The organism is Streptosporangium sp. NPDC050148 (assembly GCF_055586505.1).
In genome coordinates, this window is sequence record NZ_JBVJIA010000023.1 from 105,205 (window position 1) to 120,636 (window position 15,432).

15 protein-coding genes are annotated in these 15,432 nt (G+C 63.3%); 4 read left to right on the plus strand and 11 right to left on the minus strand.

Features of this window, described 5'->3' with window-relative positions:
• Window positions 1-14: 14 nt before the first annotated feature.
• The 10 genes from ACZ6RT_RS25285 to ACZ6RT_RS25330 all read right to left on the minus strand — a co-directional run bounded on the left by ACZ6RT_RS25285 (window position 15) and on the right by ACZ6RT_RS25330 (window position 7,178).
• Window positions 15-1,226 (minus strand): tyrosine-type recombinase/integrase, encoded by a 1,212-nt coding sequence (locus tag ACZ6RT_RS25285; protein WP_470156530.1) that lies wholly within the window; start codon window positions 1,224-1,226, stop codon window positions 15-17.
• Window positions 1,223-1,417, minus strand: coding sequence for a helix-turn-helix domain-containing protein (locus ACZ6RT_RS25290; protein WP_425957679.1), 195 nt, complete (start codon window positions 1,415-1,417; stop codon window positions 1,223-1,225). The genes ACZ6RT_RS25285 and ACZ6RT_RS25290 overlap by 4 nt, the downstream gene beginning before the upstream one ends.
• Window positions 1,414-3,078, minus strand: a complete 1,665-nt coding sequence (locus ACZ6RT_RS25295; protein ID WP_470156532.1) for a replication initiator — start codon at window positions 3,076-3,078, stop codon at window positions 1,414-1,416. Before ACZ6RT_RS25295 ends, ACZ6RT_RS25290 begins: the two co-directional genes overlap by 4 nt.
• Window positions 3,075-3,233, minus strand: coding sequence for a hypothetical protein (locus tag ACZ6RT_RS25300; RefSeq protein WP_470156534.1), 159 nt, complete (start codon window positions 3,231-3,233; stop codon window positions 3,075-3,077). Before ACZ6RT_RS25300 ends, ACZ6RT_RS25295 begins: the two co-directional genes overlap by 4 nt.
• Complete coding sequence (locus tag ACZ6RT_RS25305) at window positions 3,226-3,429, minus strand: hypothetical protein (protein ID WP_470156535.1); 204 nt, start codon at window positions 3,427-3,429, stop codon at window positions 3,226-3,228. Before ACZ6RT_RS25305 ends, ACZ6RT_RS25300 begins: the two co-directional genes overlap by 8 nt.
• Window positions 3,426-4,838, minus strand: coding sequence for an FtsK/SpoIIIE domain-containing protein (locus tag ACZ6RT_RS25310; protein WP_470156536.1), 1,413 nt, complete (start codon window positions 4,836-4,838; stop codon window positions 3,426-3,428). The genes ACZ6RT_RS25305 and ACZ6RT_RS25310 overlap by 4 nt, the downstream gene beginning before the upstream one ends.
• A gap of 87 nt (window positions 4,839-4,925) precedes the next feature.
• Window positions 4,926-5,252 carry a hypothetical protein gene (locus ACZ6RT_RS25315; protein WP_470156537.1) on the minus strand — a complete coding sequence of 109 codons (327 nt, stop codon included), beginning with the start codon at window positions 5,250-5,252 and terminating at the stop codon, window positions 4,926-4,928.
• Complete coding sequence (locus tag ACZ6RT_RS25320) at window positions 5,249-5,698, minus strand: plasmid replication, integration and excision activator (RefSeq protein WP_470156538.1); 450 nt, start codon at window positions 5,696-5,698, stop codon at window positions 5,249-5,251. Before ACZ6RT_RS25320 ends, ACZ6RT_RS25315 begins: the two co-directional genes overlap by 4 nt.
• Before the next feature lie 117 nt (window positions 5,699-5,815).
• Entirely contained in the window at window positions 5,816-6,532 is a 717-nt protein-coding gene (locus tag ACZ6RT_RS25325) for a GntR family transcriptional regulator (protein ID WP_470156540.1), read from the minus strand.
• Between the two features lie 388 nt (window positions 6,533-6,920).
• On the minus strand, window positions 6,921-7,178 hold the full coding sequence (locus tag ACZ6RT_RS25330; RefSeq protein ID WP_470156542.1) for a hypothetical protein: 258 nt from the start codon (window positions 7,176-7,178) through the stop codon (window positions 6,921-6,923).
• A gap of 270 nt (window positions 7,179-7,448) precedes the next feature.
• Between ACZ6RT_RS25330 and ACZ6RT_RS25335 the strand changes: the two genes are divergently transcribed.
• A complete protein-coding gene (locus tag ACZ6RT_RS25335; protein ID WP_470156543.1) occupies window positions 7,449-8,666 on the plus strand; it encodes an XRE family transcriptional regulator in 1,218 nt (405 codons plus the stop codon).
• Here the strand turns inward: ACZ6RT_RS25335 and ACZ6RT_RS25340 are convergent.
• Entirely contained in the window at window positions 8,647-9,207 is a 561-nt protein-coding gene (locus ACZ6RT_RS25340) for an NUDIX hydrolase (RefSeq protein ID WP_470156545.1), read from the minus strand. The genes ACZ6RT_RS25335 and ACZ6RT_RS25340 overlap by 20 nt on opposite strands.
• Window positions 9,208-9,529: 322 nt before the next feature.
• Between ACZ6RT_RS25340 and ACZ6RT_RS25345 the strand changes: the two genes are divergently transcribed.
• From ACZ6RT_RS25345 to ACZ6RT_RS25355, 3 genes are all read left to right on the plus strand, one after another.
• A complete protein-coding gene (locus ACZ6RT_RS25345; RefSeq protein ID WP_470156546.1) occupies window positions 9,530-10,918 on the plus strand; it encodes a hypothetical protein in 1,389 nt (462 codons plus the stop codon).
• Window positions 10,919-11,413: 495 nt separating this feature from the next.
• Window positions 11,414-12,688: a pentapeptide repeat-containing protein gene (locus ACZ6RT_RS25350; protein WP_470156548.1), complete on the plus strand. Its 1,275-nt coding sequence runs from the start codon at window positions 11,414-11,416 to the stop codon at window positions 12,686-12,688.
• Between the two features lie 933 nt (window positions 12,689-13,621).
• Window positions 13,622-15,432: hypothetical protein (locus tag ACZ6RT_RS25355; protein ID WP_470156550.1), on the plus strand; the 1,811-nt coding region annotated here is incomplete at its 3' end.

The window sequence follows — 15,432 nt, forward strand, 5'->3', positions numbered from 1 at the left end:
TTTCGTTGTGTCGCTCAGCCGGTCTCTTCGGTGTCGGTGGGAGCCAACCTGGGAGCCAAAGGCGCGGACCTGCCCAGCAGAGCCCCGGAGATCGCTGCAGACGCCGCCCGCTTGTCCCCCTCCATCAGATGCCCGTAGACATCCTTGGTGATCGCGATGCTGGCGTGCCCGAGGACGTCGGAGACGACGTGCAGCGGCGTGCCCTGGGCGAGCATGAGCGAGGCCCCGGAGTGCCGCAGCTCGTGCGGATGCCAGTGACCGAGGCCGGCCTTCTGCGCCAGCTTCGAGAACAGATGGGAGAAGGTGTCGGGGTCGGACGGGTTGCCGAGCATCGAAGGGAAGATCAGTCCGTGCTCGGTCCACTCCTCTCCGGCCTGGAGACGTTCCGCGTTGTGCACGGCCCGATGCCGCTTGAGCGCGTCGACCAACTCGGGCGTCAGGCAGAGCGTACGGCGTGACTTCCTGGTCTTGAGTTCGGTGATCACGAGCTTGGTCTTGCGTTCCGCGCCGGGGGTGCGGTTCTTGATCCGTTTCACCGCGTGCGCCACACGCAGGGTTCTGGCCTCCGGGTCGAAGCCGCTCCACATCAGCCCGAGAGCCTCACCGCGGCGAAGGCCGAAGACGAGCGACAGGAGGACGAGCGCCCCCATTCGATGCTCTGCGACCTCGTCGAGAAGCTTGTGCGACTGGTCGATCGTGAGCGTACGGCCCTCGTCGGTGTTGAGTCGGGGAGGCATCGACAGCGCCGCGACGTTCCGCGCCACCAGGCCCTCACGCTCAGCCTGCCCAAGAGCCTTACGCAGGACGGCCCGCATGATCCGGACGCTGTTGGGCTTGTACTTCGCCCGCTTGGCCTGCCACAGGGCATCGACGTGGGCGACGGTCAGCGCGGTGAGCTTGTGCCGCCCGAGCCCCGGCTTGAGGTGGAGCCGCACCGTGTCTTCGTAGTCGTCCAAGGTGGAATCGGCGATATGACCGGGGAGCGTCGACAGCCAGCGGTCGAGGAAAGCACCAACGGTGATCTTGTCGTCGGGGACCGGCAGACCCTTGGCGATGCCCTCACGGATTTTTCGAATCTTCTCGACGACCTCGGGTCGGGTCTTGCCGGAGACCTTCTTGCGGAGACGTTTCCCGTCTGGTCCGTATCCGATGGAGATCGCCCCACGCCACCGGTCGCCGTCCTTGTAGATCGAGTCCTCGTTGTGGCCACGCTTCTTGGTGCTCATGCTGCTTGCTCCTCTTCCAGATGCGCGACGAACTCGGCGAGCGCGGTCGGGGGAATCCTGCGAAGGGTGCCGACACGGACTGAGCGGAGAGCGCCCGACCGCATCAGCGCGTAGACCGTGGTCCGGCCGATGCTGAGAAGCTCCGCCGCCCTCTCCGGGCGAAGAAGCAGGTGATCGAGGTCATCCGTCATGCCGCCTCCCTCGTTGCCGAAAGGTCGGGTGTGAGTTGGCCGGTGGCTTTCACCTGGAGAGCGACCAGGCTTGCTCGCCAGCGCTGGCGTTCGGCGACCATGCGCAGCAGTCGCAGGGCCAGGGAGGGGATGTTGCCGGCGCCGGCCGGGACGGGCTTCCAGACGTAGCGGTGCGGGTCGGTGGGCTCGTCGGCCAGGCCGAGGGCTTCCATGACCCAGGTGCGGCGGTCGCGTTTGTGCTCGGACAGGGTCTTGTTGGACCACTTGCGCGAGACCAGGACGCGTCGTCCGGCGTAGCCGAGGTGTTCGGGCTTGTGTGCCTTGCTGCGGCACCGGCCCGGCGTCATGCCCGCCTTGGGGTTCTTGGGCTGTACTCCGTAGCGCAGCCAGTTCGAACAGGCCGGGGAACAGGGTTCGTAGCGCAGTGCTTCCACCATGCGGGCCGCGTGGTCACGTTGGGCGGTGTTGTCGGCGTCGAGGGTGTCGCCGAGGCCCTTGGTCAGGTACTTGCTCAGGTAGCGGATGCACTGGTCGGCATCCGGGGTGCCACCCAGGACGCCCTGAACGTCGACCTGGGTGCCGAAGCGGACCACGTGCAGCGGTTCGGCCTCCTCGTCGGCATCCAGCCGGTCGAGCGCTTCGCGCCAGGTGGGCAGCACTTCACCGGTGACCGGATCGAGGTAGTCGCCGTTCTGTCCGTCCGGATAGGGAGTGCCGTCCTCTCGCGCAGAACGCTCGGCCCACACCGGCAGGTGGTCGCCCTCGAAGCGCACCTCGTCGACCGAGGGCCACCACACCTGGTGGTAGGTGGCCGCAGCGATCGCCTTGACCTCGGCGCGCGGCATGGTGCCGCGGATGGCCATGTGCAGGTGCGGCGCGAGGCGCTTTTGTGGTTCGACGGAGGAGAAGTACTGCAGGTCATAGCCCGCGACGCGGCGAAGGTTCTGCACGAAGCGGTCGACGAGCTTGGAAAAATGCAGCGCGTCCCGGACCGCCCGCCGGTAGTCGTAGGTGTCCGGGTCGACGGGTACGCCGTTGCGTACCTTGCCGTAGGAGGGAAGCGTGAGCGTGAGGAACAGCGACGGCCGGTAGACCATCCCATCAGAGCTGGTGAAGGTCCGTCCCAGAGTAGTGTTCTGCCGGACTTTTCTGGGCAGGTCGGGGGCGTCCTGGCGTCGCCGGGTGGAGCGGTTGCGCTTGGCGGTGGTACGGCCGAGTAGGGTGCCGCGCATTCCGGCCGCGTTGATCTCGTCGTCCAGCCCGGTGAGGATCGCGTCCAGGTCGGTGGTGTCGTCGCCGGCCTTGTCGGCGGCATCGCGCTGGGCTTGCATGTCGGCGCGGAACTCCACCAGCCACAGCTGTTCCTCGTCGGGCTCATCCGGGGTGATCGAGGGTTCGGCGTCCAGGTGCCAGCCTTCGCGGCACTGGGTCATCCGCAGGTAGCGGTTGCGCTTGGCGCAGGAGGGGCACTTGGCGTCCATGGTGGCCCCGCAGGGCACGTTGATGTCCTCGGTGAGGCCGGTGTGGGTGTCGAGTCGACGCAGGACCACCGGCCGGATGCACACCCCGTTGTGCTTGGCGATCTCCACCGCCACATCCAGCGCGAGCGGCATCCTTTGACGCTCGGCGCGCGAGAGGCTGCGGTCGTTGGGGTTGCTCACGCGCCCTCCTCGTAGGTGTCGCCGGGGTCGAGGAGCGCGCCCTGTCCGCAGTCACGGCACTCGACCAGGCCGCGGAGCAGGTCCAGCCACAACGTGTTGACCGCACGGCAGGCAGCGCAGCGCAGGCCGTCGAGGATGTAAGCCAGCTCAGTCACGCGCGCCCCTCTCCCGCACTTCGGACAGGTCGGCCGCCAACCGGAACATGCTCTGGTAGGGGTCGGTGGTGATGCGGACGTTGAACAGCTCGAAGGCCAGGACGGGCTGAGCGTGGCGCGGTCCCAGGACGGCCAGGACGGGCCGCTCGCACAGGCGGGTGATCTCCTCGTCGGTGCCGTAGAAGCAGACCCTCATGCGGTCACCTCCATGGCCATCGCGCGGATGTCGCTGTCACGGACGTAGGCAGCCCGTACGCGGATCGGGTCGGGTGAGGTCTCCAGCCGGACGTAGCCGATACCGGCGCCCTGCTCGGGGATGGGGGAGATGTGATCGGCCAGTGCCCCGCGATCCCGGGCGCCGTCGCCGAGCACCATGTCGACCTGCTCGGACTCATCCAGGCGCAGCGCGATCTTGTCGGGGAACAGGTTGCGGATGTTCATGACCTCCTTGCGCGGATCCTGGAGCGCGGCCAGGACACCGAACCCGACCGCGCGGCCCTGCGTGGTGAGCGTGGCCAGGGCAGCCGAGATGCGGAGCTTGAGGCCCTTGTCTGACTGGTAAGCGGTCAGGAACGCCACCTCGTCGACGACCACCAGGACGAACGGGTCATCGACGGTGGGAGTGTGGGAGCGCTGGAGTCCGGCGTAGCGATCGGCCCGCTCCTGCATGATCTTCACCGCTGCTTCCAGCAGATCGGCACAGTCGGAAGGGTTCGCGGCGTAGCGGTCGCCGAACAGGTCGCGTCCGTAGGACAGCTCCATCCGTTTGGGATCCAGCGCCCAGATCTGTGCCAGGCCCGTACGGGTGGCGGGCAGCAGGCCGCGGATCGCCGACCAGATGACCGAGCCCTTGCCCGCCCCAGTGGCGCCGGCGATCAGGACGTGCGTGCCGTGGACCTTCAGGAGCCAGGGGGTGCCGTCCTCGCACTTGCCGACCTCCACCGGTCCCACCGATGCCTCGTCCGGGACGGGTACGGCCGGGAGCGGGGTGGCGAGGGGATCACGGCGGGGGAAGACGAGTAACAGCCGGCCCGACCGTGCGATGGAGACCCGGCAGGAGCGGGCACCGAAGCCGTGGGCGAGGTGCTCGGTGCGATCAGCCCAGTCCTTGACCGCTTGGCCGGTGAGCATCCGCACCGTGACCACGTCGGCCCACGAGGTGCAGGTGACACGGACGACGCGAGGCAGGTAGTCCCGGCCGCGGAGGTGACGGCCGAGCCCGGAGATGATCATCACTGGTTGCCAGTGGCGCCGGTAGACCCACACCAGCCGCCACCAGGCCAGCAGCCGCCAGCCCAGCAGGCGAAGGAACGAGGGACGAGCGAGGAAGAACCAGGTGGTGAGGCTGAGAGGGGTCACGGTGACGAGGCCAAGGCTCCAACGCCAGCCGCAGGCGTAGGTGACCACGCCGGGGGTGAGAGCGACGGCCGAGGCGATGGGGTGGCGCCACAGCAGCCGCAGGGCACCGGCCAGCAGCCGCCATGCGAAGATCACGATGGTGACGATCGCCGGGGTGCGAAGGACGGCCGGGCGGAAGACGACGGCGGTATCGGGGGTGGTGGAGACGAGGTTCTGCGCCTCGTCGCCGGGCAGTTTCTTGAACATTAGGCTGGGGGCCTTCCTTGAATTCGCGTGAGAGGGAGAACCGAGGGGCCGCCGGAAGTTGGCGCTTCTGGCGGCCCCGCTTACGTGTCAGGCCGCGAGCCCGCCGGGCGGGGGGGCCTTGTCGGTGAGATCGGCCGACTGGTCGAGGTGGAGGCGCTCGCAGTCGGCCAGGTAGCGCGCGGCGGCATCGACGATCTGCCGGGCGAGGGTCACGTCCTGCTCGGTGACCGGCCCACCGCCGGTGGTGGTGACCGTCATCTGTGCCTCAGGGCTGGACAGGGTCAGGAACGGTCGCTCACCGTCGCCCCCCAACGCCTTGGCTGACATCTCCGAGGTATAGAAGGAGACGCTGAATCGGGTGACGCCCTCGTGAATCGACGCGGTGACGTAGGTGTAGGGCTCGTGCTCGCTCATGCGGCCACGTCCTTACCGGCCGTCTCCTTGACCGGCGCCGTACCGCCCTGCCGAGTGGGAGTCGCAGCGGAGCGGGGCGGCCGCATCGTGGTGGCTCGGATGGACCAGGCCAGGCGTCCGGTGTTCTGGTTGACGTAGGCGGTGACGGTCATGCCGTCGAACTCCACCGGTACGAACGGCAGGCCTGGCAGCGCGGCCGGGACGATCGGCTGCACCGGGGACAGGATCTTGACCGAGACCGTCTTCTGGCCGGCCTTGACGGTCGGGTCGGCGTCCATGACCGCGACCTGCCACACCAGCTCCCCGGTGTTCTTGTCCTTGGCGTAGACGGTGCGTCCCTTGGACGAGGCGTCGAAGTCCTTGACCTGCTCGACCTCGCCGACGATGAAACAGCCGTGCGGGAAGACCTGCTCGAAGCGGATCGGGATGGGGCCCTGGATGGCCATGTCGTGTTCCTCTCAACTGGGACGCCCTATGACCGGTCGTCCACTTGTCCGATTGAGTTGAGAGTAGCCTACCGCCACTTGTCCGCACAAGTGAATGAGTGGAGTAGGCCGGGCGGGTCAGCTCACCGGGTAGACGTCCTGGAGTTCGTGGAGGTCACCGGGCAGCGCCACGCTCATCACCAGAAGCACGGTCCCGGCCGCGTCGTGCACGCTGGCCAGCACCCCCATGACGGGCTTGGAAGAGCCGAGCAACTCGGCCTCTTCCTTGGTGGGGTTGCGTGCGGTCAACCGCTCAGTGACGTGATCGAAGCGCAGATGCTTCACTGCCTGGAGGTGATGGCGCACCCCACGCGCCAGCGGTTCGGGCTTGTCGACATCGGTGCCCAACGCGATCTCCAACGGGAACCACAAGGTTTCCACCGCAGACAGCCGGCCACCCTGCTTGGCCACTCGCCGACGCGAGATCACCGGGGTCTTGTCCTGAACGCCGAGAAGGCGGGCAATGTGGCGAGGGGCCGGAACACGGGCGACGTCGGTGACCGTGTCACCGCTCTCGGCCTGCTCAGCCACGGCCAGCCCCGGCCGGACGCGATCGGCGGCACTCTCGGGACGGCCCTTCACGAACGAGCCGCGGCCGTGCTCACGCTCGATCCAGCCTTGCATGGCAAGCGTCTGAAGCGCTCGGACCACCGTCGTGCGGCCCACGCCGAACTCTCTGACGAGCTGCGTCTCCGAGGGCAGCATGTCACCGGCCGCGTACTGGCCGGCCTCGATGCGCTCCTGAATCGTGCCCATCACCTGGGCGTACTTCGGAGGGGCAAAATCCCGGCTCATCTTAACCGTCCGATCACTCTTCCACTTGTCTGCACAAGTACAGTACCGGCTGAGAGCAGTCCTGTCAGGACCCGCGACAGCAGGAAACGCTACCTGGCCAACCCCGCCAGAACCCTGATCCACACCACCCGCGCCTGAGCAGGCGACCACGCCTCACTATGGAACACGATCACCTTCCCTTTGTCCTGAACCGTCTTACGAACGAACGACAATCCGCCCGCGTCGCACAATTCGTAAAACGTCACCCGATGCTCGTGACAGGTCCAGGCCACCACCCGGACCCGCCCGAAACGCCGTGACCTATTCCAGGCCAACGACACACATCCCGGAGCGGCCGGAACGAGATGCTCGGCCAGGCACGTCCTTCCCCGCCGGGGAGAATTCTCACTCACGATTCCCGCCGCTCGAAACGCACCGAGCCGGCCGGGTCCACCGTGGCGTGAAAGATCACCTGTCGCGACCAGTCGCCTGGCGCCAGACCGAAGTCATACACCCGTCGCGTGATCCGACCCCACAGCGCCGGTTGCGGCTCCACCCTGCGCAGTGCCTTGCGCAGCTCGTCCATCGAGGTCGCCTGCCCCGTACTGGTACCGCACGGCCCGAGCCGGTCGACGCCCTCGGAGGTGAAGACCTCCCACTCGAACATCTCAACGATGGGATCAGGACCATCGCAGTACAAGCAGTCCTCCTGAGCGGAGAACGCGCCTCCCAGAAACGAGGCGGCGACATGTCCCCGACGCGTGACGATCTTCCATCCGCGCCCATCACATTCATCGCACTTAACCGGTGTCGTCATACCGGAAAGGATCGACGGAAGAACTTCTCACCCCTATCCCACGCGTATATTCCACCACGGCATATAGGGTCTGGACATGTAGCGACGCACCACCTCGGGAACAGGCAACCGGAGGGCGGAATGCACGGGAACACTTTCGAGCCGATCAAGATCCCACTCGAAGTATGGGACCGCGAAGACAGCAGAGAAATCCTCAAAAATCGCAACGTAGCAGGACTTTTCAAACTCGCCACGAAGTACGCAGGCGCCAGCCAAGTGGACATCGGCGCGGCAACCGGCATGTCCCAGGGACGCGTCAGCCGCATCAGCCGCAACCAGTCCCACATCACCGAACTGGACGTCTACGAGCGCGTCGCCACCGGTCTCGGCCTGCCCGACCACGCCCGGATGCTCATGGGCCTGGCCCCACTCGACACCGCATCCCCCACCGGCAACCACGGCGACCACCACCAAGAGCAGAGCGAGGAACTCGCCGCCCGAATCCAAGCAGCCGCCGCCATCGACCCCACCATGGTCATGATCCTCACCACCGACACCAACAACCTGCGCCTCATGGACCGCCGAGTCGGCGGCATCGCCATCGCCGACAAGATGCGCGCCCAGATCTCCCAGCTCGAACACGCCCACCGCCACGCCGTACGCCCCGGCATCCGCGCCCAACTCGCCCACGTCCTGGCCGAGACCGCCTCACTGGCCGGATGGCAGGCCATCCACACCGGCGCCCTCAACGACGCCTGGAACCACTACGAGCACGCCAAAGCCGCCGCCCGCGAAGCCGACGACCCCGCCCTCATCGCCTACGTCTCCGGCGAGCAGGCATACGTCCTGATGGAACTCGGCCGACCCGCCGAAGGCACCGAACTCCTCCAATACATCCACGCCACCTACCGCGACCGCATCCCCGCCCGGCTGCGCACCTGGATGTCCGCAGCCGAAGCCGAAGGCGCCGCCATCCTCGGCGACGAAGCCACCTGCCGCACCGCCCTGGAACAGGCCGCCGCACTCTTACCCGACGGCGACGCCGACCCTGACATGCCCTACCTGTCGGTCAACGCTCACCACCTGGCCCGCTGGCGGGGGAGTTGCCTGGTGCGCTTCGGCGATCCGGGAACCGTCGAGGACCTGCGCTCAGCACTGGCCGGAATGGACGGCACCTACAACCGCGCCGAATCCGGCGTCCGCTGCGACCTGGGCCACGCCCTCCTCGCCCGCGGAGAACCCGACGCCGCCCAACCCCACATCCAGCGCGCCCAGCACTTGGCCACGATGACCGGATCCAGCCGGCAACGCCGACGGGTAGAGGAACTCACCCGAGCCGTCAGCCGCTCGTTGCGCTGAGCCGATCCCGCGCCGCGAACAAACCGATCAACGTCCCCGACGTCCAGATGTCCCCGCGGGCGATCATCGCCGGGATCTCCGCCATCGGCACCCACTCGATGAGATCCGCCTCGATCTCCCCGGTCGGACTCCCGACCAGATCGGCACCCCGCACCAGGAACAGACTGTGCTCGGAGTCGACCATGCCCGCCATCGGCTGATAGGTGATCAAAGGCTCGATCTGCTTGGGCCGATACCCCGTCTCTTCCTCCACCTCACGAGCAGCCGTCGTGATGGCGTCCTCGCCGGCGTCGACCAGGCCACCCGGAAGCTCCCAGCCCCACCGATCGAACAGGAACCGGTGCCGCCACATCATCAGCACCCGGTTCTGCTCATCGACCACCACGGCGATCGCCGCCCGATCCAGATGCACCGCATGATGCTCGAACCGCTCCCCATCAGGGATCGCCACGTCGACGAGCCCCAACCGGATCCACCGGTTGTCATAGACCAGCCGTTCCCCATGCACGATCCACCGCGACCGCTCTTCGTTGGTAGCCACACAGCGAAGTTACAGGCCAACATCCCCGACGTACACGGGCATCAGCACAGAGTCGCACGTCATCATGAAGACCGCCATCTGGATGCGAGTCTTCTCTACGCCTTCAAAGCCAGCCCGGCTGAGGTGGCCCGGCTTGTATGTCTGGTGTTCGCTGACCGCGCTGCGACTCTCTGGTTGGTCATGGCCAGCGCCGCCCACACACCGACGAGCACAGTTGAGTCCATAGGAGCTAGAACCGCTTGACGCCTGCTGCATGAGCGTTAACCGCAGCGTTATGTCATTAGGGAGAAGTCATCGCAGTGGAGGCATAGACTCTCTAGTCATGGTGGCACGCCTCCCCTCGCGTTACGAAGATCTTGATCCTGCCTTTCGCGGCCGTCTCCGACCTGATCGCCCACTTTTAGAACAGGTGCAGCGAGCACATGCAAGTATGCAGATCACTGGAGGCATAAGGTTCCTGCCGATATTCGGGCGCAGCGGTTCTGGAAAGAGTTCTGCGGCGAGGGAGCTAGCGACTCATCTCCCTGAGTGCAAGGTTGTCGAGCTATCCCGTGCGGCTATCGCATCAGAATCCACTTTGCTAGAGGAACTCAGAGCGGTTGAGGGATATCGTAGTAAGACTCAATTGCTCATTGCCGTTATAGATCAGTTCGAAGAGCGCGTAGCGGAAAAGACGGCTCTTCCATCGCAGTTTGTCGAACGCCTTAGTCTCCTGGATCGCGGAGAATTGCGTGATCGACTAGTGCTATTTATCTGGCTCACAACTAGTCCGGAATTTCAGTCCGACCTGGCGGCGGCAACATCACGAAACGAACGCATTCTTCTTAACGCCAACTTCGAGCTCGCTGGCCCGGCCCGTGATCAATGGGCTCAGATTGTGGAAGAAACGTTCGCATTTCACAACAAAAGCCAACCTCTGGCGGATTACGAAGTACTAGCTAATGATCTAGAAGTCATTGCCGACAAGGCGCCAACCATCGGAGCGGCAATTGAGATGGTTGCTGAACGGCTCGCTTCATATACGACGAAGCTTCATGATATATCTCGATATCAGGTAGTGATGCTGTGGCCTGTCACGGATGGGTTAAGGATCACGCGTGTATCAGGCTTCACTAATGCGCGCGATGGATACAAACTAGACTGGAATGCTTTCTATAGAGAGTTAAATGAAGATGACCGTGCCACTCTTCCGCTCTCAGAGCTGAATCGGGCCCGGCTCTATTTTGACGTACGGCTTGTGCCAATAGCTGCTGCTGATCTCCATCCATTGTGTAAAGATTTGGAAAGGGATATTAGTCCCAGTAGATCCTATCTAGATCGCCTGCAAAACTCCCACTTTGTGTCGGTGGTTGCAGAACGATGGGACCCATCAAGCTATAGCCCTCTGCGCGAACGGGAATCTGAGAGAGCACAAAAAGCAAGAGAATGGTATGAGGGGGTCACGACTCAACCCACTAGGTTGGGTACGCGCATTGCGCTTTGCCTTCGAGCCTTGGGGTTTGACGCTAAACCAGAAAAGGAAATCAAAACTCCCAGCAGCAAGGTTAGGGCAGATATTCTGGTACAGCGGCCTGGTAGTCAACAAGATTCTGTCATTGTTGAGCTTAAAGCGTTCTCCACTGAGAACACGCGGCCATCGTCAATCAAAGACGCTATTCGTGTCACGCTCAAACGCCATGCCCAATTGGCTGGATTTCTCGCTCGACAATAGAAATATATAAACAGCTGTAGCAGATTAATTGAATCCTTTGAGGCTGCGCCGATCGCCAACTGGGGTGCTCGCCACTCCTTGATGGGACGATTGGCAGCCGTGTAGATTTCACTCATTCAGCGCAATTGTCCAACGGCACAAGTCAAGCAGAGATAAAGGTGTGGTTCGTGCGTACGCCTGATCCTGTAGCTGTGAGATGCAGGCGTTAGCTTCAAGTTACGTTCAGCGTTAAACCATAGGATGGAATCCAGGTTTGCCCATTTTGACACTCGACTTCAGAATGACGGTGCACAAGGTCGGTTCTTCGGGGACTAACAATGCTGCTTTTCGGGATGACCTCACTCTAAGCAGAACTTAGTTGAGTGTGGGTGAGAGAAACTGCGTCGGTAAGTTGCGTTTTCTAATAACGTGACGAACTGCCATAGTTAGGATCCGTTCATGCTTAATAAAGGTCGTCATGATCAATGGCGAGAAAGATCGGTGAAACGTCTCTCCATGCAGCGCAAGAAGTTGATTGCGCAGGGTCGACATGCTCCGAGACTTCGTTCATTTGCCCTAAGTCTTACTGTGGCATTCCTCGCAAGCGTGCTTGGCGCCTGGTTTCTGTTCTTGGGTCTAGCGCGACTTATTGGTTTCGATCTCGATATCCTTCCTGCATTTAATTCGGTCCCGAAGCAGCAATTACTTGAGCTAGTTAAAACTACCGTTACGGCTGCCGGCCTATTAGCTGGTGTCTTTGCGATCGTCTATGCGTATAGAAAGCAGAAAGTCGACGAAGCCTCTGGTAAGAGGGCAGACTCTGAAGTTTTGGGCAAGAGATATCATGATGGAGCTGCCCAACTCGGCCATGAACAAGCTGCAGTTCGCTTGGCTGGAGTTTATGCATTATCGAGACTCGCGGATGATGACCCCTCACAGAGGCAAACAATCAGTCGGCTGATCTGTGCGTATCTTCGGATTCCCTACACACCCGCAAGCGCACCTCTCGGCGAACGAGAAGTTCGTATGGCAATTATAGAGGTCATCGCTGAACATTTGCAGAGTGACGCCTCTCCCTATAATTGGTGTGGATATGATTTTGACTTCGGTGGAGTAATCTTCGATGGCGGGTCTTTCGACGGAGCGATCTTCTCTGGAGGATTGATATCATTTGAGGGGGCGAGATTCATCTCAGGGGAGACTTCATTTAGGGATTCTAAATTTTGTGGCGCAGACGTATCCTTTGGAGATGGCAATGGTCCTGCCGCTAGTTTTGAGGGCGGACACGTTAATTTTGTTGGCTCCGAGTTCAGTGCAGGCCATCTATCGATGATATTTACGCATTTCAAGGGAGGGCGCGTTAGCTTCGGCGCAACAAAGTTCCTGGATGGATGCTCGGTTTCATTTAGTGCTTGCCAGTTCGATGGAACATACTTAACTTTCGGTGATCCTGAGTGGAGCGGGGCGGATTTTATCGGAGGTTACGTAGGGTTTGCGGGATCCGAATTTAACAAAGGTGCCGTTACCTTCATTGGCGCAAATTTCATCGGTTCGGAGGTTTCATTTGAGTCCGCAAAGATAGATGGCGGAGTAATTTGCTTTATCAATTCGAATGTAGAGGCTGGAATGCTAGATTTCCGTCATCTTGAATTTAAGTCGGGTGATATATCTTTTGATGCAGCAAAGTTGACGTCGGGAGTTATTGTTCCGTGGCCGCTCCCTAGGCCAAAGACAGTGAAGCGTTACGTCCCCACTGCTATCAGAAGTCTGGTTTCGAGGTATCTGAGGTAGGGGCCCTCTTAAAGGGGGCAGTCAGACTGCTGTGCCCCTGCGGTGCTGGGGCTTGGTGGCCTTCTGCTCTGGAGTGGCTTGACACCGTATACGCGGGTCGCTGCACAGCAGGAAAGTACAGCAGCATCGCCTCACGTAACTTGATCGTTTCGTGCGACATCACACGCTGCCATCCCTCAACCGTGATCCTTCGCTTTGCTCGTAACGACAGGATTGGGTTGCGGCTGCGACGATCGCTCACTCGGGTTTCGCCGCGCATGGTTGAGACGATCGCCAACAAGGCTCTTCTCCATCGGGTCTTGCCACCGGATGCCTGTGGCTGAGGTGACAGCAGCGCTGACAGCAACGGCCCCACACGAGACACTTCCATGCCACTGTTCACACGCGCCTGGCCATGATCTCGATCTGCCGAGCAGAGTGATTGGTCCGGCTGAAAAGCGGACAGGCCGCCTGTTGCACTGCTAGACAACTGCCGAATTGTTCTTATGGGTTATCAAGCGACGGCGCGCCGCGCCGCCGTACCCGGCCCTCTGCCGCCCGCCGACCGGGCGTGCGGCCTGGGGGCCGGTCCCAGCCGGCGGCGACCCGGGCCGTCCACCGACCCACACGCCCGCCGTAACCACACGCACTCGCCGACCACCGGCACGCCGCCGCCTCTTTCGCCGTAACCCCTGCACCCGCCGCCCGATTATCCGGGGCAGGCCGAACCCGTCAAGGACGGCCGTGCACGTTGGGTAACCGCTGAAGCTGGAAGGTCACCGGCTCAGGTACACGCGAGGCCATCCTTGACTGAACCGGCCTGGCAGTCCCGGAGATGGCAGCTATCGGGAGCAGCGGGAAATGTGGCCCTGAACTCTGTCCCGCCCTTCAGCGGATATGACTCCGTGATCCGAAGTCGCTCCCCTGTGTAGACAGGTGAAGGACAATTCCCTCATGACAAGCCGGGTCCGCAGACTCTTGTGGGGTCTCGCGGCTGCGATGGTGATCGGGAGCGTGTTCGCGGGGGCGGCATTGGCCGCGGTCGCGGAGAACAAGCCCGTCGCGGCGATCGTCTGGGGCGCGATTGGGGCGGTGATCGGATCGTTCGCACCCACTGTGGTGGACTGGCTTCGCGGCCTGTCGGCCCGCGGCCAGCAACGTGAACTGCTGGCGGGTGAGCTACGTGAACTCACCCCTGACCAGTCGGTCGCCTGGTTGTTGCACCCTGCCAAGGAAGTCATCGATTTTTCCGGCCGCAGCGAGGAATTACGGACGCTGCGTGAGTGGTGTGAGGCTCCGGCCGCCTCCCCCGTCCGCTTGATCACCGGCCCCGGCGGGTACGGCAAGACTCGCCTGGCCCGGCAACTAGGTCACCTGATGATTGAGTGGGGCTGGAGCTGGGAGCAGATTGCCCCCCTTGAGTCCATCGACGTGGATGTTTTGATGCGTCCGGGCGCCAAGGGATTGCTGATCGTCGTCGACTACGCCGAAACCCGCGATCTTGTGGCGATGGCCGCGCTGATGAGCAGCGTTGCCGCCCCCGAACACCGGGATCGGGTCCGGCTGCTGCTGCTGGCGCGCTCGGTCGGTGACTGGTGGAAGCAATTGAGCCAGGCCGACCCGCAACCGCTACTACGCAGCCTGGCTGTGCCGCACAACGTCGTGCCGCTCAGCGTCACCGCAGACGAACGCACCCTCGAGCAGATCGTCACCGACACCACACGACTCTTCGCTGAGCACCTGAAGCGGCCCGTCCCCGAGCAGATCCCCGCCAGGAAACGCCCGGCCAAACCCCCGCTGCTGCTCCTGCACACCGAAGCCCTGGTCACCGTCCTGCGCGAGCCGACACGCGATCCCGGTCCTGGGGAGCGCGATGTCATCGAGGAGTTACTCGGCCATGAAGCGCGCTACTGGCGAACCCGAGCCAAACGCGTCGGGTTCCCCGACGAGGTCGCCAATGATGAAGATCTGCTGCAGCGGGCGGTGGCCATGGCCGCCCTGCTGGGCGCCGACACCGAACCCGAACTCGACGCGGTACTGCACCGGGTTCCCGGCTTGGCGCCCGATCCGCCGACCATGCGTAAAGCCCGTTCCTGGCTCATCAGCCTGTATCCGGGCCCAACGGCTGACGATCGGCCCGACTCACCACGGTTACCGCTGGGGGTGTTGCAGCCGGACCTGATCGCCGAACACCTCGTCATCGCCGTTCTCAACCGCATCGGCCCCGCCGACCGCGCGACCGTGTTCGCCGATCTCAGTGACGGGCAAGCCACACGCGCGCTGACCGTTTTGGCCCGGGCCGCCGCCGACCGTCAGACCCCACTCGGGTTGCTGGAGGAGGCGTTGCACGCCGACCCGGCGATCATGGCTATCGCGGCAGTTCGCGTGGCACGAGAAGCCCCCGGTGTGTTCGGCGCGCGCCTGCTGGCGTTGATCAACGATCGCGAGCTGGATGTCGAGACTCTCCAGCGGGTCTATGACCAGACGCCGTATCCCTCCCTCGAACTGTGCCGCGTCGCGGTCGCGGTCGTTGGCCAGATCCTTGCCCGAACCCCAGCTGGCGAATCGCGGACCCGGTCCCGCTGGCTAAGCTCCTACAGTCTTCACCTGGCGGAGGCGGGGCGGCGGGGTGAGGCGCTGGAGACCAGTGAGGAAGCCGTCACCCTCTACCGGGAACTGGCCGGCCTCAACCGCGATGCCTACCTGCCTGACCTTGCCGCATCGGTCAGCAATCACGCCATCCGTCTGGCGGAGGCGGGGCGGCG

Coding starts and splice junctions, on each gene's coding strand:
- ACZ6RT_RS25285 (WP_470156530.1), bottom strand. CDS start 1,226: ATGAGCACCAAGAAGCGTGGCCACAACGAGGACTCGATCTACAAGGAC.
- ACZ6RT_RS25290 (WP_425957679.1), bottom strand. CDS start 1,417: ATGACGGATGACCTCGATCACCTGCTTCTTCGCCCGGAGAGGGCGGCG.
- ACZ6RT_RS25305 (WP_470156535.1), bottom strand. CDS start 3,429: ATGAGGGTCTGCTTCTACGGCACCGACGAGGAGATCACCCGCCTGTGC.
- ACZ6RT_RS25310 (WP_470156536.1), bottom strand. CDS start 4,838: ATGTTCAAGAAACTGCCCGGCGACGAGGCGCAGAACCTCGTCTCCACC.
- ACZ6RT_RS25315 (WP_470156537.1), bottom strand. CDS start 5,252: ATGAGCGAGCACGAGCCCTACACCTACGTCACCGCGTCGATTCACGAG.
- ACZ6RT_RS25320 (WP_470156538.1), bottom strand. CDS start 5,698: ATGGCCATCCAGGGCCCCATCCCGATCCGCTTCGAGCAGGTCTTCCCG.
- ACZ6RT_RS25325 (WP_470156540.1), bottom strand. CDS start 6,532: ATGAGCCGGGATTTTGCCCCTCCGAAGTACGCCCAGGTGATGGGCACG.
- ACZ6RT_RS25330 (WP_470156542.1), bottom strand. CDS start 7,178: ATGTTCGAGTGGGAGGTCTTCACCTCCGAGGGCGTCGACCGGCTCGGG.
- ACZ6RT_RS25335 (WP_470156543.1), top strand. CDS start 7,449: ATGCACGGGAACACTTTCGAGCCGATCAAGATCCCACTCGAAGTATGG.
- ACZ6RT_RS25345 (WP_470156546.1), top strand. CDS start 9,530: ATGGTGGCACGCCTCCCCTCGCGTTACGAAGATCTTGATCCTGCCTTT.
- ACZ6RT_RS25350 (WP_470156548.1), top strand. CDS start 11,414: ATGCAGCGCAAGAAGTTGATTGCGCAGGGTCGACATGCTCCGAGACTT.